This window comes from Alcaligenes sp. MMA, assembly GCF_020907215.1.
In the GTDB taxonomy this organism is placed as follows: Bacteria; Pseudomonadota; Gammaproteobacteria; order Burkholderiales; family Burkholderiaceae_B; genus Alcaligenes; species Alcaligenes aquatilis.
Genome location: NZ_JAJJPP010000001.1, coordinates 1,827,397 through 1,848,369 on the forward strand (window position 1 = coordinate 1,827,397; position 20,973 = coordinate 1,848,369).

Below are 20,973 nucleotides of genomic sequence, written 5' to 3' on the forward strand. Positions count from 1 at the left end.
CTGTTGTCATGCCTCACCCTGCCCCCGCACCGCTTGCTCCTTTTCAAAAAACCATGTTGCCCGCGCTGTTGGCGTTGGCAATCTTCATGCAAATGCTGGACGTCACCGTACTCAACACGGCGCTGCCCAGCATGGCCCGCGACCTGAACACCTCAGCCCTGCACATGCAGTCGGTCATCGTCAGCTACGTCCTGACTGTGGCAGTATGCATCCCCATCAGCGCACACCTGAGCGACCGTTTTGGCACCCGACGAATCTTCATGGCCGCCATGTTTCTGTTTGGCCTGGGATCGCTGTTGTGTGCCCTGTCCTCGCAGTTGTCCATGCTGCTGGTCTCCCGTGTGATTCAGGGCATGGGCGGAGCCTTGCTGACCCCAGTGGCGCGACTGGTATTGATGAAATCATTTCGCAATGCCGAGTTATTGCGTGTACTGAACTATGCCGTCATGCCCGCTCTGCTGGGGCCCATACTGGGGCCGCTGGTAGGCGGCTATCTGGTGCAATATGCCAGTTGGCACTGGATTTTCCTGATCAATCTGCCCTTTGCCCTGCTGTCCCTGTTTTTTGCCAGCAAGTGGATGCCTAACTACACCGAAAAGCCGGGAAAACTGGATCTGCACGGCTTGCTGCTGTTCATTGGCAGCGCCTGCCTGCTGACGCTGGGCTTTGAATTGGCGGGCCACATCGCCAGCCCCGCTTTGTCAGGGGTGTTAATACTGGCCGGTTTTTTTCTTTTGCTAGGCTACAAGCGCCATAGCACGCACAAACAAAACGCCTTGTATCCAGGCCATCTGCTGTCTGTACGTACCTATCGGATTGGTTTGAGCAGCAATCTGCTTAGCCGGATCGGCATGGCAGCATTGCCCTTTTTGCTGCCCATGCTGTTTCAGATCAGCTTTGCCTACAGCCCCGTACAATCCGCTTTCTTGCTGTTGCCCATGGCCATTTCCGCCATGGCAGCCAAACCCTTTTTGCACCCATTGCTGAACCGATTTGGCTATCGGTCCATTTTGCTCAGCAATACCATCCTGATCGGCCTGCTGATTACGGCGCTGGCTTTTATTGATGCGCAAACCAGTACCGTGTGGATCAGTCTGCACTTACTGCTTTTGGGAGCCGCCAACTCGATTCAGTTCAGCGCCGTCAACACCCTGACCATGGCCAGATTGCGTCCCTATCAAAAAAGCAGCGGCAATAGCCTGATGGCGGTAAATCAGCAACTGGCCATGGGTTTGGGAACCGCCATCGGTGCCATGCTCCTGCGCTACGGACAAGCCCTGTTTGGCGCCTCATCCGTACAAACGGCCACCACAGCCTTCCAGTTCACGTTTGTCATTGTCGGGCTCATTACCCTGAGCTCCGCATTCATTTTTCGACGCCTGCATGCCATGGATGGGCATAACATGACCCAAAAGCAAGGCGCTTAATCATCCCGACCAGGGAAATGTCGCTGGCAAATATCAATCAGGATCTGCCGCACTTTAACCTGGAGTTTGGTGGGCAAACGTTTGGAGGAATAGGCCAGGTACAAACGATTAACCAAGGCCGGCTGCTCGATTGGAATAGCCGTCAGTAAGCCACTTTGCGGGATGAACTCCAACACCGAGCGGGACAAAATGGCAGCCCCCATGCCTTTGGCCAACAATTGAATGATCACCCCCACACTGTTGATCTCAAACTCAATCTGCGGCTTCAGATTGAGCTTTTGCATCTCTTTTTCCACCAACATCCGAAAACTGTTGGACAGGCTGGGCATGATCAGCGGAATATCGGCCAGATCTTTAAGCGCTATACGGCTGCGTCCCTGCGCATAAGGGCTGTCCACACCGCAGATCAGGTGCAACTGTTCCTCGGCCAGAAGCTGCGTCTCCAGTGTTGGCGAGGAAGAAGGGTTATACAGCAATCCCATATTGACCCGATCCAGATGAATTTGCTCCTCCAGATTCACCGTCAGGGACTCGATAATCGTCAGGTGTGCATCGGGTAACTGTTCCTTGAACGCCTGCACGACATCCAAAGAAATGGTGCGCGCCACCGTTGGCGGCAAACCTAAATACATGTGCCCCGTCAGCTTGCCCTCAGACAGACTCAGATCCTCCTGCGCCTGCTCCAACTGGCGCAAAATCAAGCGGCTGTGCTTGAGCAAGATCTTGCCGGCGTCGGTCAACATGACACCGCGCCCGTGACGAATCAGCAAATTCTGCCGCAAATCAATTTCCAACTTGCGAATCTGCCGGCTCAGGACTGGCTGAGCCACATTGGTAAATTCTGCAGCTCGGGTATAGCTGCCCAGTTCGGCCACATGCGTGAAGTAGCTCAATTGCTTGAGATCGATCACGTATTCCATAGGGCGCTTGTCTTCGCTATGTTTTTTTGACATATCTACTAGTCGGGTTTCGTTCTTTTATCTTTTATCGGGCTTACTAAAATAGGTACGCATAGCAAGAGCGAATGGGAACACAGTCAATGTGCCTCGCAGTTTGCCTGTTTTTTCAGTGACCTATGGAGCACCACCTATGGCCAGCCAATATAGCATTCCTTGTATCCTGATGCGGGGGGGTACATCCAAAGGTCCATTCTTCTACGCCAAAGATCTGCCCGACGATATCCAGGAACGAGATCGACTCTTGCTCAGGCTGATGGGCTCACCCGACCGTCGTCAGATCGATGGCATCGGTGGCGCCCACGCCTTGACCAGCAAAGTGGGGATCGTGGACATCTGCAGCACCGGCCAAGCTGATTTGAGCTTTTTGTTTGCCCAACTGCAGCCCGACTCCGATCTGGTGGACACCAAGCCCAATTGCGGCAATATGCTGGCGGCGGTCGTCCCCTTTGCCTTGGAAAAAGGTCTGATCCAGGCGCAAGGCCCCACCACCACGGTCAAAGTCCTGACGCTCAATACCGGCATGGTCAGCGAAATTCAGGTGCAAACCCCCGAAGGCGTCATCAGCTACGACGGCGATGCCGCGATTAACGGTGTACCGGGCACCAGCGCCCCGATTGCCATCAATTTTCTGGATACGGCAGGCTCGGTTTGCTCGGGCCTGCTGCCCACGGGCAAACCCAAAGACACCATCACCGTTCATGCGGACGGCTTGCCCCCGTTCACCCTGGATGTCACCTGCATTGACAACGGTATGCCGCTAGTGATTTTCAAGGCGACCGATGTGGGCGTAAGCGGTCTGGAAAGCGTGGCTGAGCTCAACGCCAATACGCAACTGAAGCAACGCGTAGAAGCGTTGCGCCTGCAGATATCCGAACGCATGGGACTGGGCGATGTCTCGACCAAGAATTACCCGAAGATGACACTGATCGCCCCGCCTGAACACGGCGGCGCTGTGACCACCCGTAGTTTCATCCCCCATGTATGCCATGAGGCCATTGGCGTGCTGGCTGCCGTGACAGTGGGTACGGCCATCAAACTGCCCGGCACGGTTTGCGAGGGGATCGCCCGCTTCGAGCAAGCTCAAGGTCCAGTCACGCTATCGGTCGAACATCCCACTGGCGAATTCAGCGTCACGCTCGATAGCGACCCCGAAAACCCCGAGATTGTGACCAAGGCAGCATTGCTGCGTACCGCAAGAGCACTGATGCGCGGCGACGTTCTGGTCCCGCACTCGAACTAAACGCATTTCAAACAAAAAAAGAACACCGCAGGGCTTGCGCCACTGGGGTGGCAGGGGGTGGGCTGCGCCTGCGCATACGGTGCCCACCGAAAAACAATGATATTGGACGAGACAAACCATGACATCCCTAGCCAACAACACAGACCAACCCAGCCTTGATGTGCAAACCTTGCTCAACGAGTCCCCCTTTTCTGGCTTTCAATGGCTCATCTTCAGTTTGTGCTTTCTGATTGTGCTGCTCGATGGTTTTGATACGGCTGCCATCGGCTATATCGCCCCCTCGTTGATCGCCGAATGGGGTGTCAGCAAGCCTGCTCTGGCCCCCGTACTCAGCGCTGCTCTGTTCGGACTGGCAACGGGAGCCTTGCTGTCCGGGCCACTGGCTGATCGGCTGGGCAGAAAGACGGTGCTGGTCAGCTCGGTAGCGGTTTTTGCCCTCGCCTGCCTGGCCTCCGGTTTCTCCCCAGACATCTGGACATTGGCCGCTCTGCGCTTTGTGACCGGTTTGGGCCTGGGAGCGGCCATGCCCAACGCCGTCACCTTGATGAGCGAATACTGCCCCGATGCCCGCCGTGCCACCCTGACCAATGCCATGTTCTGCGGCTTTCCTCTGGGTGCCGCCCTGGGCGGCTTTCTGGCCTCCTGGATGATTCCCCAGTTTGGCTGGCGCAGTGTATTGATACTGGGTGGCATTGCCCCCCTGCTGCTACTGATCGTGCTGATCCCGAAGCTGCCCGAGTCCGTGCGCCACATGGTCGCCCGAAATGACTCCGCCGACCGCATCCGCCGAGCACTGGCCCCCATTGCCGGCAAGGCCGTGGACGGCGTCCAACGCTTTACCCTGAGCGAGACCAGCCCCCAGCCTGCCGCCAACAGTGGCATCGCTATCGTGTTATCGCGTCAGTACCGCTTGGGATCACTCATGCTCTGGCTGGCCTACTTCATGGGGCTGGTCATTTTCTACGCCTTGATGAACTGGATGCCCGTGCTGTTCAAAGAAGCCGGGCTTAGCTCCCAGACCAGCACCCTGGTCGCCGCCCTATTCTCCTTGGGTGGTGTAGGTGCGGTGCTCTCTGGCTGGTTGATGGATCGCTTCAACGCCAACCGCATCATCGCTCTGGGCTACGCATTGACCGCTGTATCCATCTGGTGGATAGGCCAGATGGCCGGACATCTGGGCGGCCTGGTCGTGGTCGTCTTTCTGGCCGGCACGCTCATGAATACCGCACAGTCCTCCATGCCTGCGCTGGCAGCCGCCTACTACCCCACTCGGGGACGCGCCACGGGCGTGGCCTGGATGCTGGGCATCGGCCGTTTTGGCGGCATTGCCGGTTCTTTCCTGGTGGCCGAGCTGACGGCGCGCGACCTGGATTTCAGCCAGATCTTTACCGTTGTGGCCATCCCAGGCGTCATCGCCATGGCCGCCCTCCTCATCAAGCAATACAGCCGTGCGCAGCCGCAAGGCGGCACGGTTACCCCCTCTCATTAACCCCTTAAGCATCAAGACGCAGGAGACCCTTCCATGATCATCGACGTACACGGGCACTACACCACGGCCCCCGCCGCACTGGGGGCCTGGCGCGACTTGCAGATCGCCGGCCTGAAAGACCCCAGTCAAACGCCCCGCGCCAGTGATCTGAAGATCAGCGATGACGAGATCCGCGAGACCATCGAGAACAACCAGCTCAAGCTGATGAAACAACGCGGCTCGGACCTGACCATCTTCAGTCCCCGTGCCAGTTTCATGGCCCACCATATCGGCAACTTCGAGACCTCCAGCACCTGGGCCGCCATTTGCAACGAACTGTGCTATCGCGTCAGCGAACTGTTTCCAGACCATTTCATCCCGGCTGCCATGCTCCCGCAATCGCCGGGCGTGGACCCCAAAACCTGCATTCCCGAACTGGTCAAGTGTGTAGAAGAGTATGGCAACGTCGGCATCAACCTGAACCCTGACCCGTCCGGTGGTCACTGGACGGCCCCGCCGCTGTCCGACCGCTCCTGGTACCCCATTTACGAAAAAATGGTGGAGTACGACATCCCTGCCATGATCCACGTCTCGACCAGTTGCAATGCCTGCTTTCACACCACCGGCGCCCATTATCTGAACGCAGACACCACGGCCTTCATGCAATGCCTGACCAGCGATCTGTTCAAGGACTTTCCCACGCTCAAGTTCCTTATCCCTCATGGTGGCGGCGCTGTGCCCTATCACTGGGGCCGTTTCCGTGGTCTGGCACAGGAGCTGAAAAAGCCCCTGCTGGACGAGCACCTGCTCAACAACATCTTCTTTGACACCTGCGTGTACCACCAGCCGGGCATCGACCTGCTGACCGAGGTTATCCCTGTCAAGAACATCCTGTTCGCCAGCGAAATGATTGGCGCGGTGCGCGGCATTGACCCCACGACCGGCCACTACTACGACGACACCAAACGCTATATCGAAGCCACGCTCAAGCTGAACGAACAAGAACGCCACCAGATCTACGAAGGCAACGCCCGCCGCGTGTTCCCGCGCCTGGACGCTGCCCTGAAGAAAAAAGGCTTGTAAGCCACCTGCAACCATTCACCAAGGAAACAACCATGTACGAACTGGGTGTCGTGTACCGCAACATTCAACGTGCCGACCGCCAGGCCGCCGATGCACTGGCAGCCCTGGGCTCGGCCACTGTCCACGAAGCTATGGGCCGTGTCGGTCTGCTCAAACCTTATATGCGCCCGATTTACCCCGGCCAGCAAGTCTCGGGGACCGCCGTCACGGTGCTGCTGCAACCGGGCGACAACTGGATGATGCACGTCGTCGCCGAGCAGATACAGCCCGGCGATATCGTGGTCGCTGCGGTGACCTCGGAGTGTAGCGACGGCTATTTTGGCGACCTGCTAGCCACCAGTTTCCAGGCCCGTGGAGCGCGCGCCTTGATCATTGACGCCGGAGTGCGCGATATCAACACCTTGCAGGCAATGAACTTTCCCGTCTGGAGCAAAGCCATCTCCTCCAAGGGCACCATCAAGGCCACCTTGGGTTCGGTCAATATTCCAGTCGTGTGTGCCGGCATGTGGGTCACGCCCGGCGATGTCATCGTGGCTGATGATGATGGCGTGGTGTGCGTACCCGCCGCCCAGGCCGCCGTCACGCTGGCCGCTGCCCAAAAACGAGAAAGCTTCGAGGGGGAAAAACGCGCCAAGCTGGCCAGCGGTGTCCTGGGCCTGGATATGTACAAAATGCGCGAGCCCCTGGAGAAGGCCGGGCTCCGCTATATCGACTGAAGGAAGGATGATGAGCCATTTCGAGAAGACTCCCGGCTGGCTAGACTGGTACGCCGCCCCCTCCAAACCCCGGCTCCAGTTGCCGGCTGGCGCGGTTGATGCCCACTGCCATGTGTTTGGTCCCGCTGAGCAATTCCCCTTCGCCCCCGAGCGCAAATACACTCCCTGCGATGCCAGCAAACAGCAGTTGTTTGCCTTGCGCGACCACCTGGGCTTTGCCCGCAACGTCATTGTGCAAGCCACCTGTCACGGCAAGGACAACCGCGCCCTGCTCGATGCCTTGCAAGCCTCACACGGCAAGGCCCGTGGCGTTGTCACCCTGGGCTCGGATGTCACGCAACAGCAGTTGGACGCCATGCACCAGGCTGGCGTGCGCGGTGTGCGTTTCAATTTTGTCAAACGTCTGGTCGATTTCACGCCGAAAGAAGAACTGCTGAGCGTTGCCCATAAAATAGCGCCTTTGGGCTGGCATGTGGTGGTGTACTTCGAGGCACAGGATTTGCCAGAACTATGGGATTTTTTCACCGGTCTACCGACCACAGTGGTCGTTGACCACATGGGCCGTCCGGATGTCAGCAAAGGGGCTGAGAGTGCCGAGTTCGACCTGTTCGTACGCTTGATGGCCGAACACCCGAACATTTGGTCCAAGCTCTCGTGTCCCGAACGTCTGAGCAAAAGCGGGCCTGCCGCCCTACATGGCGAGCAGCATGCGTATCAGGATGTCGTGCCATTTGCCCGCCGATTGATGCAGCAGTTCCCCGACCGCGTTTTGTTCGGCACTGACTGGCCCCACCCCAACCTGAAAGACCATATGCCCGATGACGGTTTGCTGGTTGACTACGTGGCGCAAATTGCGCCCAGTCCCGCAGAGCAACAATTACTACTAGTGGACAACCCGATGCGCCTGTATTGGCCAGAAGAGTTGACATGAATTTGAGGAGATAACGATGGCACTGGACAAACCGTACCAGGATATACCGGGCACGATTATTTTTGACTCGGAACAATCGCGTAAGGGCTACCACCTGAACCAGTTTTGCATGTCACTGATGAAAGCAGAAAACCGGGCCCGCTTTAAAGCGGACGAGTCCGCCTATCTGGATGAATGGCCCATGAGTGCAGAGCAAAAACAGGCTGTACTTAGCCGTGACCTGAATCGCTGCATGCAACTGGGCGGCAACATCTACTTTCTGGCCAAGATCGGCGCTACCGATGGCCTGTCCTTCCAACAAATGGCGGGCAGCATGACCGGGATGAGCGAACAGGACTATCGGGAAATGATGCTCAAGGGTGGCCGCTCCCCCGAAGGCAACCGCTACTTACACGAACAAGAAAAATAACCGGAACCTATCATGGCAAAGATCAAACACTCTGTTTATACCTCGCACGTTCCCGCTATCGGTGCCGCGCTGGACCTGGGCAAGCACACCGAGCCCTACTGGAAAAAAGTGTTCGACGGCTACGAATTCTCCAAGCAATGGGAGCAGGAAAACAAGCCGGATGTCATCATCCTGGTCTACAACGACCACGCCAACAACTTCAGCCTGGACCTGATCCCCACGTTTGCCCTGGGCACAGGCGCCTCTTTTGAACCCAGTGACGAGGGCTGGGGCAAACGCCCGGTTCCCACGGTACAAGGGCATCCCGAACTGGCGGCCCACATTGCCCACTCGGTCATTCAGGACGATTTCGACCTGACGCTGTGCAACAAAATGGAAGTGGACCATGGCCTGACCGTTCCGCTGTCGCTGATGTTCGGTCAGGTCGAACAATGGCCCTGCCCCGTGATCCCCTTGCACGTCAATGTGGTTCAGTATCCGGCCCCCTCCGGCCAGCGTTGTCTGGATTTGGGCCGGGCAATCGGTCGCGCAGTCGCCTCGTATGACGAAGATCTGAATGTCCAGATCTGGGGCACAGGCGGCATGAGCCACCAGTTGCAAGGCCCGCGCGCCGGACTGATCAACGCGCAATGGGACAACGAATTTCTGGATCGCCTGATTGCCGACCCCGATGCCCTGGCTCGCGTGCCCCATATCGACTATGTGCGTGAGGCAGGCTCGGAAGGCATTGAGCTGGTGATGTGGCTGGTCGCGCGTGGCGCCATGAATCCACACGTCGATGTGCGCCACCGCTTCTACCATGTGCCCGCCTCCAATACCGCGGTAGGACACCTGATCCTGGAAAACAAAGAGACAGCGTGAGCGGGCCTGGCCCCACGCTCTGAACGAAAGGAAATAGAAATGAAGAAAGTCAATATTGCACTGGTAGGCGCTGGCGCCTTCGGCATCAAGCACCTGGACGGCCTGGCCCGTATCCCCGAAGCCCAGGTCACCTATATCGTGTCCAGCACCCAGGCCAAGGCCCAGGAAGTGGCGCAAAAGTACGGGGTCCCCCACGCCTCGGGCGATCTGAACGAGGCGCTGGCCAGCAAGGAAGTCGATGCCGTCATCTTGTGTACCCCGACTCAAATGCACGCCGAACAAACACTGGCCTGCCTGAAAGCGGGCAAACACGTACAGGTTGAAATTCCCTTGGCGGACACCCTGGCCGGCGCCCAGGAAGTGCTGCAAGTACAACAGGAAAAAGGCCTAGTGGCCATGGTTGGCCACACGCGCCGCTTCAACCCCAGCCATCAGTGGATTCATCAAAAGATACAGGCGGGTGAATTGAACATTCAGCAAATGGATGTACAGACCTATTTTTTCCGCCGCAGCAACACCAATGCTTTGGGCAAGCCGCGTTCCTGGACAGACCATCTGCTCTGGCATCATGCCGCGCACACCGTCGATCTTTTTCAATACCAGACTGGCTCCAAAGTCATCAAGGCCAATGCCATCCAAGGCCCTATTCATCCTGAGCTTGGCATTGCCATGGACATGTCCATCCAGTTGCTGACAGAAAGCGGGGCACTGTGCACGCTATCGCTATCGTTCAACAATGATGGGCCTTTTGGCACCTTCTTTCGCTACATCTGCGACAAGGGAACCTATCTGGCCCGCTACGACGATCTGACCACCGGCAAGGACGAGGTGATCGACGTCTCGCAGGTGGATGTCTCCATGGATGGTATTGAACTGCAAGACCGGGAGTTTATCGCGGCCATTCTGGAAAATCGCGAGCCCAACTCCAGCGTGGCCTCAGTGCTGGCCTGCTATGAAACACTGGACCAGCTCGAAAAACAACTGACCGCCTAAGCCCGCACCGCCCCTTCCCGCAACACAGACTGCCGGCCCAACAGCGGCAAGCACATCATCAAGGGGCTTTATTGCACAGCAGGCAGGATGGCAAAACCCCCTACTTTGCCCCTGCCTGCCTCGATACTCACACGCAAACGATGCGGCTGCTCTGGGTCGTTCTTTTAAGCTCATCAAAGCGCAGCAGACAAACACTCAACGACTCGGACAACCCTGATTCCTGCAACTATGCACTCAAGTATTGATCCACCAGCTCAATCCAATGCTTGACCGGCGTGCGGCCCGCTCCATTCAAATGATTCCCGCAAGCCATATTGGCCGTAACAATCAGGTCAGGTTTGCTGCTCTCCAGCGCATCCATCTTGCGGTCCCGCAGGCGTCCGGCAATTTCAGGTTGAGTCAGTGAATACGTACCGGCTGAGCCGCAGCATAAATGGCTATCAGGCACCGCACCCAGATCAAAACCCAGACGAGTCAGCACCGCCTCGACTCGCCCCCCCAGTTTCTGCGCGTGCTGCAAAGTACAAGGGCAATGAAAAGCCAGACGTGGGCGGGTTTGCGTGTTCAGGCATTCCTCCAAAGGCTGCTCCTCCAGCACTTCGACCAGATCTTTGGCCAGCTCACTGACGCGGCGAGCGCGCTCGGCGTAGGCAGGATCATTCCTGAACAGATCCACATACTCTTTCACAAAGGCCCCGCAGCCACTGGCGGTCTGCACGATCGCCACCGCCCCCTGTTCGATCTGCGGCCACCAGGCATCGATATTTCGACGGGCCTGCTCCAAGCCCTGCTCTTGCGCGCCCAAGTGAAAGGACGATGCGCCACAGCAAGCTGCCTGAGCGATAGGCGTGACGCTGATGCCCAAGCGGTCCAGCACTCTGGCCGTCGCGGCGTTAATAGACGGTGCCATGGCAGGTTGCACACAGCCTTCCAGCATCAGGACGCGTTTGCTATGTCGCTGTGCAGGGCGCGTTAAATCCGCATTTTGCTTGGGCGGGATTTTTTCCTGTAAAGAAGATGGCAGCAAGGGACGCATGGTTCGCGCGACCCCCAACAAGGCACCGACGCGACCAGGTTCTGGCAGAATCTGCGTCAAGGCGACTCGCATGGCGCGATCCTTCAAAGGACGCTTGACTTTGGGCTCCAACGCAGCCCGGCCAATATCGAGCAAGTTGTGATACTTCACCCCCGAAGGACAGGTGGTTTCACAGTTACGGCAACTCAGGCAGCGATCCAGGTGGTGCTGAGTCAGCTCCGAGGTCACCTTGCCTTCCAGGAACATCTTGATCAGGTAAATACGGCCACGGGGACCGTCCAACTCATTGCCTTGATCCAGATAAGTCGGACAGGTGGCATTACAGAACCCGCAATGCACACAGGAGCGCAAAATGGCCTGGGCTTGCTCGGCTTGCGGCAGTTGTTGAGCCCATGATGTCAATTGTGTTTGCATGTGGACTCCAGCGAAGGAAAGAGACGACCAGGGTTAAAAATCCCAACAGGGTCCAGTTGTTGCTTCAAGCGCTGATGCCATATCAACAAGGACTCGGGCAAGATATCCTGCCCGGCGCCTGATCCAGACCAGCAACGGGCATGCCCTTTCATGGTTTGAGCCTGCTCATGAATCTGCTCGGCAGGGGCATCGGATTTCAGCCACAGTTGTGTCCCACCCCAGTCCACCAGAATCTGGCCGGGCCATGTTTGTACGGGTGCATCCACTGGCAAAGCAATTCGCCACAAGGTGCCGGGCTGCCTGAAAAACTCCAGGCGCTGTTCGCACAAATCATCCCAATAGGACAAGTCCAAGGCCTCCCCGCCGATTTGCTCCTGGGCCAACTGCACCGAACTGTCCCCCCCTTCCAGACGCAAATGCAAACGTCCGTCCTGCCATGCTGCACCCGTAATGGGGCGACTTTGGTCACGCCAGCCACGCAATAAACCCGCCATGTCTTGCTGAGCGACATCCAGCACCAGACTGGCGCGACTACGTGGACGCGGCAGGACCTTGAAGGACACTTCCGTAATCACACCCAAGGCGCCTTGCGCACCAACCATCAAACGCGACACGTCATACCCGGCAACGTTCTTCATGACCTGGCCACCAAAACGCATATGTGTGCCCATGCCACTGATCAAACGACAGCCCAGCACATAGTCCCGTAGTGAACCTACCCAGGGTCGGCGCGGTCCCGACAAACCACAGGCGGTGGCTCCGCCAACCGTGGCTCGGCCATCAAACAGAGGCGGCTCAAAAGGTAGGCATTGGCCTTGCTCGTTCAGGACTTTTTCCAATGCTTGCAAGGACGTCCCGGCGCGCACCGTGACCACCAGCTCCGCCGGGTCGTAATCGACCACACCTTCATGGCCTGCCAGACTCAACGCTTGTCCCTGCACGGCTTTGCCCAAAAAGGCTTTGGTGTTGCCGCCTTGCAGACGCAACGGGGTTTTCGTGGCCAGGGCTTGCTGAACCTGCTCCAGCAATTCAGCGCTGCGATCCTGATTCTTGTGTTCTACGGTACTCATCAGAATCGCTCCAACTCTGGGAAAGGCAGTTGCCCGTGATGGATATGCATGCCACCCATTTCGGCACAGCGATGCAGGGTAGGAATGTTCTTGCCGGGATTCAGCATGGTTTTGGGATCAAAAGCAGCTTTGATCGCATGGAAAAACTGCAGCTCGTCGTCGTTGAACTGCACACACATCTGATTGATTTTTTCTCGACCTACGCCGTGCTCGCCAGTAATTGTGCCGCCGACTTCCACACACAATTCCAGAATCTTGCCACCCAAGGCTTCCGCGCGTTCCAGTTCGCCGGGCTCATTGGCATCGAACAAAATCAGGGGGTGCATATTGCCATCGCCAGCATGAAATACGTTGGCGACACGCAGGCCGTACTCTTCGGAAAGCTCGGCGGTTTTCTTCAGGACATAGGCCAACTGACGACGCGGAATGGTGCCATCCATACAGTAATAGTCGGGTGAGATCCGGCCTACGGCGGGAAAAGCATTTTTACGACCAGCCCAGAAACGCTGCCGCTCCTGTTCGTCCCGAGCCACTCGCACCTCTTGCGCACCGGCCTGGAACAACACCTGCTCGACACGGGCCACATCGTCCTGCACATCTTCCAAAGCGCCATCAATCTCGCAAAGCAAAATCGCTTGTGCATCAACGGGATAACCTGCGTGAATAAAGTCCTCGGCCGCACGGATGGACATTTGATCCATCATCTCCAGCCCTGCCGGCACAATGCCCTGGGCAATAATCTGCGCCACGGCATCGGCCGCTTTTTCCACTTCGTCAAAACTGGCCAGCAGCACCACCGTACAGGGCGGACGCGCCAGCAACTTGACCGTAATTTCCGTAACGACGCCCAACATGCCTTCGGAACCGGTGAACAAAGCCATCAGATCAAAGCCGGGCGAATCCAGGGCTTCGGAGCCTAGAATCAAGCGTTCGCCTGTGACGGTAATGACTTCCAGGCGCAAAATATTATGTACGGTCAGGCCATATTTCAGGCAATGCACACCACCCGCATTTTCCGCTACGTTGCCACCAATCGAACAGGCAATCTGCGAAGATGGATCCGGCGCGTAATACAAACCAAAGGGTTGGGCCGCCTGAGAGATCGCAATATTACGCACGCCTGGCTGAACACGGGCAATCCCGGCTACGGGATCCAAATCCAGAATCTGGTTCAAGCGTGCCATCACCAGCAAAATGCCCTGCTCCAAAGGCATGGCACCGCCCGACAAACCGGTACCCGCACCACGGGCCACCACCGGCACGCCGACTTCATGGGCCAAACGCATTACGGCCTGTACCTGCTCCACATTACGAGGCAACACCACCAGCAAGGGTTTGGCGCGATACACACTGAGCCCATCACACTCATAAGGGTGCAACTGCTCATCCGTGTGCAGCACATCCAGGTCGGGAATATCATCACGCAAACGGCTAAGCAGCTGCATTTTGTCCACGCGGGGCAGCACTCCGTCCAGTTTTTCGTCGTAGCGCAAGCTCATGACGCCTCCTGTCTTTTAAAGTCTCCTGAAACGGATGGTCTTTGATGCTGGCGGGCTTGTCCAGCCACCAGACTACTGGTCCGACCAGTTTTTACCCTAAGCGCGTATTAGGGTTTATCTTTACACTTAAAAATCAGACAGATAGATAATCAGCTTGTTATCATTTTCACACGCATACAACTGGTCTGACCACGAATGAACATGCAGGAACCCAAGCGTTTAGAAGTCACCGCCGAGCTGGTCGCCCAACGCATCGAAACATTTATTATGGATGGCGTCCTGAAACCGGGACAAGTTCTGCCGTCCGAGCGGCAACTGACGCAACGGCTAGCAGTGTCCCGCTCTGCCCTGCGGGAAGGACTACAAATCCTGCGCGTGCGCGGCTTGATTGAAACCCGACATGGCAAAGGGTCCTTCGTTGCCAACCTGATTGACTCCACTGTCAGCAAACCGCTGGAGCATCTGCTGCAAGCGCAAGGGCGCACACTGTATGACTTGCTGGAAGTGCGTGAGTTATTGGAAAGCGAGGCCGCCCAGTTAGCTGCCTCCAGAGGGACAGAAGCGGATCACATCATGATAAGACGGCGCTTTCAGGAACTGGAAGATCTGCAAATGCAGGATGCGGCTCCTGAACAGGTTGCTCGTGCCGACCACGCTTTTCATGCCGCTATCTGTGAGGCCTCGCATAATCCGGTGCTGGTACACATGATCAGCCTGTTCAACGACTTGATGTTGTCCACGGTACGCGTGTCCGTGCAGCACCTGTACCCCGATCATGATTCCAAACGCAGGCTGGACAGACAGCATGCCCGTTTATGTAATGCCGTCACGCAAGGTCAAGCGGACTTGGCCCGACGCGCAGCCAAAGAACATATTGATGGAATTCGGCGACAGCTTCAGGAGATGGAGGCCAAACAGTTACGCCTGGAGCATGCTCGGCAGCGTCTGAATGGCCTCTAGGTTGTGTGGGCTTACTTCGCCAGCAGATTGGCCAGCATATAGCCTGATCCAGCCCCTGTCCCTGCACCCGGCCAGGTCGAGGCACCGCATAAGTACAGATCCTTGATCGGCGTCTTGTATTTGGAGTAACCGGCCACTGGGCGAAAGAAAAAGTTCTGATCCAGGTGGTGGCTACCCGAGAGGTTATCACCACCAATCAAGTTCGCATTGAACTGCTCCAGATCCTGGGGCGACATGATGTGGCGGCCCAGAATCTTGCTGCGCAAACCGGGCGCATAGCTTTCGAGCAAATCCAGAACCCGCTCTGCATACGCCTCTTTCAGCTGTGACCAGTCGCCGGCCGCAATCTGAGCAGCAGCATCGCCTTTGACCTGAGCAGGTAGCACACGCACTTGAATCCACAAAGTATGTTTCCCCGCCGGGGCGCGGGAAGGATCCAGGGCCGTACCCTGCCCAACCACCAGCACAGGCTCGGCAGGCAACAAGCCTGCGGCGGCTTCAGCGTAGACACGGCTCATCATGGCCATATCGGGCGCCAGATGCACGTAGGAGAAACGCTGCAGCTCGGCACCGGCTTTCCAATCAGGCAAGCCATCCAGCGCCAAATGAATCATCATGGTGCCCAAACCGGGGCGGAAGGCATCGACTTTCTTCTGATAATCTTTGGGAACCGCAGCGGACTGCACCAGACGACCAAAGACGAGTTGAGGATTCAGATTCGCAATCACGGCCTTGCGCGCTTTCAAGCGACGACCATCGGCCAGAACGACACCACTGGCTCGACCGTTTTCCTGCTCAATCGTTTGCACGGGGGCATTCAATAGCAGCTCCCCGCCCAACTCCTGCAACAAACCCGTCATGGCACGAATAATCGTATCGGCACCGCCCTGCCCGATCACCATACCGAAAGCTTGATTAGCCATGGATTCAAGGTAAGGGAACAAGGCACCACCGGCAGTGTCTGGTGTGAAATCCACATGCAGCCCCCAGGCTGCCATCATGGCTTTCAATGAGTCGCTCTCGAAATGGCGGTCCAGAAAGTCACGAGGCGTCGCCAGCAGCAATTGCATCAGCTCGGCCACGCCATCCTTGCCCAGCTCACGCCAGCTCTTCCACGCGCTTTTGAACAGGCCCATGGAAGGCATAGGGCTACCCAGCACCGCAAACAAATGAGGAGCTTTACGCTGAAAGTCCTCCAGCATGGCTTGCCAGGCCTGAGCGTCTTTTTCAGAAACCGCACGAATGCGCGCCAAGGTCGTTTCCAGATTCGTGCTGACACCCAAATAGCTTTGATCCCGGAACACACTGGCAAAGCAATGCTCTGCGGGGACGAAAGCCAGACCATGGCGGCCCAAAGCATCCTTATGACGCTGGAAAAACGCAGAGCCGGCAAAAGAGGACAGGTTCATGGCACATACGTCATGCTTGAAGCCCGGCAAGGTCAGCTCTTGAGTGCTGACCGCACCGCCAGCCGAACTTTTGGCTTCCACAACTTGAACCTTCCAACCACGGCTGGCTAACTCCACAGCCGCCGCCAGGCCATTGTGCCCTGCCCCAACCACAATCGCATCTACTGTTGTCTCTGCACTCACCACAACTCCTTTAGCTCTAAACTATTTTGTTGTATTTTACGGTGCAAACTCCAAAGCAGGTAAAAAAAGCGCCTCCTTATCCACCGCCTGCTCAGGCCACGTTGACACGCCACCTGATACCGGCAAGGCTCAAAACGTAATCAACGGGAAATGCTGCTGAATACCTCTTCGGACGGTCTCTTTCAGGAACTCCTGAAACATTACCCGCGTATGTTCAACAAAGTCTTGAGCCAGGGCACTATTACTCAGCAGATAAATGTTGCGGGAGTAGCGTCCGTCAAACACATTGCGCACAATCAGATGGGGAGACAAGGCGGTAATCCCTTGCAGACTAAAGGCCGAAATCAAGCCCCAACCAACCCCGGAGGCGACCAGCTTGGAGAGCGTATCAAAAGAGTCAACATAGAGCGTATTGTTGACCGTGATGTCGTGCTTTTGAAAAATGGATTCTATTCGACGACCAATCTGGGAGCGCCTGTCATAGCCGATATAGCTCAGTTGCTGAACCATCTCATTAAAGGTGAGGCGGGCGTGAATACTGGGGGCAATCAGCACATACGGGTCTTGCACCAACAAAGACGCGCGACAGGCGGGCGTACCCGAGGCCACGTGCGTGCTTACCAACAAGTCCAGCTCGCCCGCATTGAAACTGGAATCCAGACTGCTGATCACCCCCGATTGCACATGCAGTGTTTGAGCACGATCAGAGAAGTTCTCGACAATGAACGGTGCCAGAACCGAGGTAATTGAATCGATGATACCGATACGCAGATGCTTGACCTGAGAGGAATGGCTGAACTGCAGAAAATTCTGCATATGAACCGCTTGCAATAACCAGGACTGGCCCAGTTCGAGCAGTTTTTTACCAGCCTGCGTCAGTCTGACCGGGCGGTTCTGACGCTGCACCAACAACACGCCATAGCTCTCCTCAAGCTTGGCTATATTCTGCGAGACCGCCGCTTGGCTAAGCTGCAATTGTTGTGCGGCAGCGGAAAAACTTCGCGTTTTTCCCACTGCCACCAAAGCCTGGATCTGTCTTAATTCAAATCCTATTTTTTCCATAGACCTGTGAAATGAACTGCGGGTGTCAGGCCGCCTTCAAGCGCAAGGCACGCCCCTTGAGCATTCGACCGATCACGCCCACTACGATCATATAAGCGACCAAGGCAGCCATTGTTTCATAAATGAAACCCTGCAAAATCAGTCCAGGCATGAACGAGATCAAAATAATGTCGAATACAGCGCCGGGCACATACGCAATGGCGTAATCGTCCAGAATCGACGTTTTACGATCCGGGTCGGCAATGCGTAAGAGCAAAATGGCAATCGCCACCGTGCCCGTCATCCAGCCCCACGAAAACACACCTTTCTCGAACCAACGTTCGTCGAGCATGCGAGGTGCCACATAAAACACCATGAACAGGCACAATAGCAAACCGATGATCATCAGTGCCAACAGGGGAACAGCATAGCTCAACAGCACAGTAATCTTGATCGACGCAATCCCAAAGACGATCAGATAGTCCGTTGCCGTACTGGAGACATGATTAAATAGCTTGACGTCAAAATGCTGAAGCAAGCCCAGTCGATCCAGCAAGGATCGGCTGACCGTTCCAAGTAAAAACGCGCAGGCAAAAGTCGGCACGGAAATAAAGTCATTCAAACCAGACAGGTAAGAACTCAAATAGTATGCACCGGCGGTAATCAGCAATATCAGTGCAATATGCAAGGACAAGGCATCAATCGAGGAAGCCGACACTGTCTCTTTGCCAATAGCCACACGGTCTGCCGCCTCAATCAAGCCCTTGCGATGATGCTTCTCCATTTGTTCAAATGGGGTCAAACCACTGATCAGACCTTTGCGGGCGCCATAGCGGATAATCGCCAGACCAATCAAAATAGCGGCAAACACCCCTACCGTTGCCGAGGTCAAAGCCAAGGTTGTGGCATCTGCCCAGCCCAACTCGGCAAACGAGTTCCCCATCGCCACAGCAGTTCCATGGCCCCCCATGAAACCAGCAGGCATGATCAGCCCGAAGGCAGGGGATAGATCCGGCCAGAAGTAGGTAAACAGCAAAGCTCCTGCCACCAACCCCAGCAACCACTGCGATGCCGTTGCCATCTGATTGAACGCCCATAACTGTCCGGATCGTGACACCAGCAATGACGGTGCAGGAAAACGGGTAGAGAGCCCAACGCCAGCAAAAATAACAGCGATCAACATCCCGCCGTAAGCGTTGAACGAACCGGAGAACGGCAAAATATCAGCCCCCTGTGGTCCCAGCGCCAGGCCCAACAAGCCAGCAATCAGGGCGACCGGCATAAACAGCTTTTGTACCAGGGTGACATTGGCCCGGATCAGTTTGCACAGCAGGATCAAACCGCTGGCAATGCCAAAATCGATGGTTAAACTCCAAATAGTCATTCAATATGCTCCTCGTTATTGTTAGTGGCAGAGCTTATAGCTCACTGGCAGACGCACGCCTGGCCAAGACCATGCGTGCGTTAACGCCGATACTCAAGAAAGGTTCAGGGGGGTTGATAGCGGGTTTCTGGCTGATCTCCAGCATGTCCGACAGGCTCTCGGAGTGCTCACCCAAGGCCAATTGCGCCAATAACTTGCCGGTAATAGATCCCCGAGTGGCCCCCACGCTTTGGTGGACACCCGAAAAATAAAGATTGCTATCCAATTGGCCAAAGAAAGGCTGGTAATTACGCGACAAGGCGCAAGCTCCGCCCCAGGTATAGTCCAGCGTCAAGTTTTCCAGTGATGGATAGCGCGCCTGCAGACCTTGCAGATGGCTGTCCCGTATGGCACGTCGGCTCTGGAGGTCGTCATGGTACTTGGGGACAAACTGGTAACTATTGCGGATCACCAAGCGTCGGTCACGAGTCAAACGCAGAGTTGTCCCACCATGATCGGCAGGCGTGGCCCCCCAAGAATGCTGCTCCCGAAACAATTGCATTTCCTGCAGGCTCAGGGCTCGGGTCATGCTGGCATACGTCATGGTCGGCAACATGCGAGAGCGCAAGTAACCAAACTCCTGGGTAAAGATATTCGTTGCCAGAATCACCTTGGGACTCTGGAACACCGCATCTTGGGTATGGATATGATATTGACCATTGTGCTGTTTGAACTCCAGCACAGGGTGCTCTTCATAGAGCTCCACATTTGCCGGCAAATGCTCGGCCAGCCCATTGACTAAAGCCGCAGGCTGTACAAGCACCGAACGCTCTGTATAGATAGCTTGGCTGTAGTAGGTCGAGCCCAGCACTCGGGCAAGCGACTGCCCCTCAATACGCTGGTAAGGGTAATCAAAATCATCCAGCAAGCTGGCGTAATCGTTCAGAAATGAAATGCCACGCTGCCCGACCGCAACCTGATACTTTCCAGCCTCTTCCCAATCACAGTGGATCTGATGTTGCTGTACAGCCGATCGCAAGTCCTCAATCGCCTCCAGATTAAGTCTGTAAATCTTTTTCTTGCGCTCCAGGCTACCAAACTCCAGGTCACGCTTATGGGGCAGATCAATCAGGAATCCTGAATTCCGGCCCGAAGCCCCTTGCCCAACCTTCAATGCTTCCAGCAATACGACCCGATGCTGAGGCTTTAACAAGGCATAGGCACGAGCAGCTGCCAAACCCACAAAGCCAGCACCCACAATCACCACATCTGCCGCCTGTGTGCCGTGAATTTGGCGACTGGGGCGACTGACTGTCAGCAACTTATACCAGCCACAGCGGCTGTCATCACGGGGCAAAATAATAGACATGATCAGTACGAAAAAATAATGGATCATGGATATATACCGCGCCCACAATCACACTTCATCTACTATCAGCCCACCGCTCACAAGATAAGCGATTCTTATAATGACAACACCCTTCACTATCGACTCAAGGACTACTCAGCACGCTACAAAAAGCGAGGTACACGCCCACCTGCACACCCACCCATACCCTACTCAGGTAAAGAAAAGTGCGCTTATGCAATTAATCTAAAACGCTTGGCTTGCTTCAGAATTTGACTCTTTCCCGCTTACTGGGCAAGAAACAGCCGAGCATTAAATGCTGAACTACGCCTCCCCGTACTTCCCCACCACAAGTATGCAACTGCCTTGCGAATCAGTCCTCTTGCCGAGGGGCAAGCCGAAGCAGACACGAGTAAGCCGTACAGAAGAAGAAGAAGAAGAAGAAGAAGGGAGACAAGGTGCCCAGAACGGGCCAGGAGGAAGGAAGGGACGTCCGACCGATGATTGCAGGGATCCGGTCTTTACTGCCGCCAGACCACGGCTGGGCAGCAGAGTGTACGCGC

18 protein-coding genes are annotated in these 20,973 nt (G+C 56.1%); 10 read left to right on the top strand and 8 right to left on the bottom strand.

What is annotated here, in order from left to right:
• Nucleotides 1–8 precede the first annotated feature (8 nt).
• Nucleotides 9–1,427 (top strand): MFS transporter, encoded by a 1,419-nt coding sequence (locus LNA76_RS08375; protein WP_230018738.1) that lies wholly within the window; start codon nucleotides 9–11, stop codon nucleotides 1,425–1,427.
• Here LNA76_RS08375 and LNA76_RS08380 read toward each other — a convergent pair.
• The gene (locus LNA76_RS08380) at nucleotides 1,424–2,380 is read right to left on the bottom strand and encodes a LysR family transcriptional regulator (RefSeq protein ID WP_022983202.1); all 957 of its coding nucleotides are present in this window, start codon (nucleotides 2,378–2,380) and stop codon (nucleotides 1,424–1,426) included. The two genes, LNA76_RS08375 and LNA76_RS08380, sit on opposite strands and share 4 nt — an antisense overlap.
• 136 nt (nucleotides 2,381–2,516) lie before the next feature.
• On the opposite strand from LNA76_RS08380, the gene LNA76_RS08385 reads away from it, so the two are divergent.
• The 8 genes from LNA76_RS08385 (at nucleotide 2,517) to LNA76_RS08420 (ending at nucleotide 10,087) form a co-directional block, all read left to right on the top strand.
• Nucleotides 2,517–3,626 carry a 4-oxalomesaconate tautomerase gene (locus LNA76_RS08385; protein ID WP_230018740.1) on the top strand — a complete coding sequence of 370 codons (1,110 nt, stop codon included), beginning with the start codon at nucleotides 2,517–2,519 and terminating at the stop codon, nucleotides 3,624–3,626.
• A 118-nt stretch (nucleotides 3,627–3,744) separates the two neighbouring features.
• Nucleotides 3,745–5,115, top strand: a complete 1,371-nt coding sequence (locus tag LNA76_RS08390) for an MFS transporter (protein WP_230018742.1) — start codon at nucleotides 3,745–3,747, stop codon at nucleotides 5,113–5,115.
• A 33-nt stretch (nucleotides 5,116–5,148) separates the two neighbouring features.
• A complete protein-coding gene (locus LNA76_RS08395; protein ID WP_094196061.1) occupies nucleotides 5,149–6,177 on the top strand; it encodes an amidohydrolase family protein in 1,029 nt (342 codons plus the stop codon).
• Nucleotides 6,178–6,209: 32 nt separating this feature from the next.
• On the top strand, nucleotides 6,210–6,893 hold the full coding sequence (ligK, locus tag LNA76_RS08400) for a 4-carboxy-4-hydroxy-2-oxoadipate aldolase/oxaloacetate decarboxylase (protein ID WP_094196060.1): 684 nt from the start codon (nucleotides 6,210–6,212) through the stop codon (nucleotides 6,891–6,893).
• Nucleotides 6,894–6,903: 10 nt separating this feature from the next.
• Entirely contained in the window at nucleotides 6,904–7,824 is a 921-nt protein-coding gene (locus LNA76_RS08405; protein WP_094196059.1) for an amidohydrolase family protein, read from the top strand.
• A 16-nt stretch (nucleotides 7,825–7,840) separates the two neighbouring features.
• On the top strand, nucleotides 7,841–8,233 hold the full coding sequence (gene ligA, locus LNA76_RS08410) for a protocatechuate 4,5-dioxygenase subunit alpha (protein WP_094196058.1): 393 nt from the start codon (nucleotides 7,841–7,843) through the stop codon (nucleotides 8,231–8,233).
• A gap of 12 nt (nucleotides 8,234–8,245) precedes the next feature.
• Complete coding sequence (locus LNA76_RS08415) at nucleotides 8,246–9,094, top strand: class III extradiol dioxygenase subunit beta (RefSeq protein ID WP_094196057.1); 849 nt, start codon at nucleotides 8,246–8,248, stop codon at nucleotides 9,092–9,094.
• Nucleotides 9,095–9,133: 39 nt separating this feature from the next.
• Complete coding sequence (locus LNA76_RS08420) at nucleotides 9,134–10,087, top strand: Gfo/Idh/MocA family oxidoreductase (RefSeq protein ID WP_094196056.1); 954 nt, start codon at nucleotides 9,134–9,136, stop codon at nucleotides 10,085–10,087.
• 226 nt (nucleotides 10,088–10,313) lie between these two features.
• Here LNA76_RS08420 and glcF read toward each other — a convergent pair whose 3' ends face one another.
• From glcF to glcD, 3 genes are read right to left on the bottom strand one after another with little or no spacing between them, the layout of a single operon-like run.
• On the bottom strand, nucleotides 10,314–11,537 hold the full coding sequence (gene glcF, locus LNA76_RS08425) for a glycolate oxidase subunit GlcF (RefSeq protein WP_230018744.1): 1,224 nt from the start codon (nucleotides 11,535–11,537) through the stop codon (nucleotides 10,314–10,316).
• The gene (glcE, locus tag LNA76_RS08430; protein WP_230018746.1) at nucleotides 11,522–12,607 is read right to left on the bottom strand and encodes a glycolate oxidase subunit GlcE; all 1,086 of its coding nucleotides are present in this window, start codon (nucleotides 12,605–12,607) and stop codon (nucleotides 11,522–11,524) included. Before glcE ends, glcF begins: the two co-directional genes overlap by 16 nt.
• Nucleotides 12,607–14,106 (bottom strand): glycolate oxidase subunit GlcD, encoded by a 1,500-nt coding sequence (gene glcD / locus LNA76_RS08435; protein ID WP_230018747.1) that lies wholly within the window; start codon nucleotides 14,104–14,106, stop codon nucleotides 12,607–12,609. Before glcD ends, glcE begins: the two co-directional genes overlap by 1 nt.
• Nucleotides 14,107–14,301: 195 nt before the next feature.
• On the opposite strand from glcD, the gene glcC reads away from it, so the two are divergent.
• Nucleotides 14,302–15,066: a transcriptional regulator GlcC gene (glcC, locus tag LNA76_RS08440; protein ID WP_094196052.1), complete on the top strand. Its 765-nt coding sequence runs from the start codon at nucleotides 14,302–14,304 to the stop codon at nucleotides 15,064–15,066.
• Nucleotides 15,067–15,077: 11 nt separating this feature from the next.
• Here the strand turns inward: glcC and LNA76_RS08445 are convergent, their stop codons facing one another.
• From LNA76_RS08445 to LNA76_RS08460, 4 genes are all read right to left on the bottom strand, one after another.
• Nucleotides 15,078–16,658, bottom strand: coding sequence for a phytoene desaturase family protein (locus tag LNA76_RS08445; protein ID WP_230018749.1), 1,581 nt, complete (start codon nucleotides 16,656–16,658; stop codon nucleotides 15,078–15,080).
• A gap of 129 nt (nucleotides 16,659–16,787) precedes the next feature.
• Nucleotides 16,788–17,720, bottom strand: coding sequence for a LysR family transcriptional regulator (locus LNA76_RS08450; RefSeq protein WP_094196050.1), 933 nt, complete (start codon nucleotides 17,718–17,720; stop codon nucleotides 16,788–16,790).
• A 25-nt stretch (nucleotides 17,721–17,745) separates the two neighbouring features.
• Nucleotides 17,746–19,083, bottom strand: a complete 1,338-nt coding sequence (locus tag LNA76_RS08455) for a sodium/glutamate symporter (RefSeq protein WP_094196049.1) — start codon at nucleotides 19,081–19,083, stop codon at nucleotides 17,746–17,748.
• Between the two features lie 34 nt (nucleotides 19,084–19,117).
• Nucleotides 19,118–20,458 carry an NAD(P)/FAD-dependent oxidoreductase gene (locus LNA76_RS08460; RefSeq protein WP_230018751.1) on the bottom strand — a complete coding sequence of 447 codons (1,341 nt, stop codon included), beginning with the start codon at nucleotides 20,456–20,458 and terminating at the stop codon, nucleotides 19,118–19,120.
• Nucleotides 20,459–20,973 lie beyond the last annotated feature (515 nt).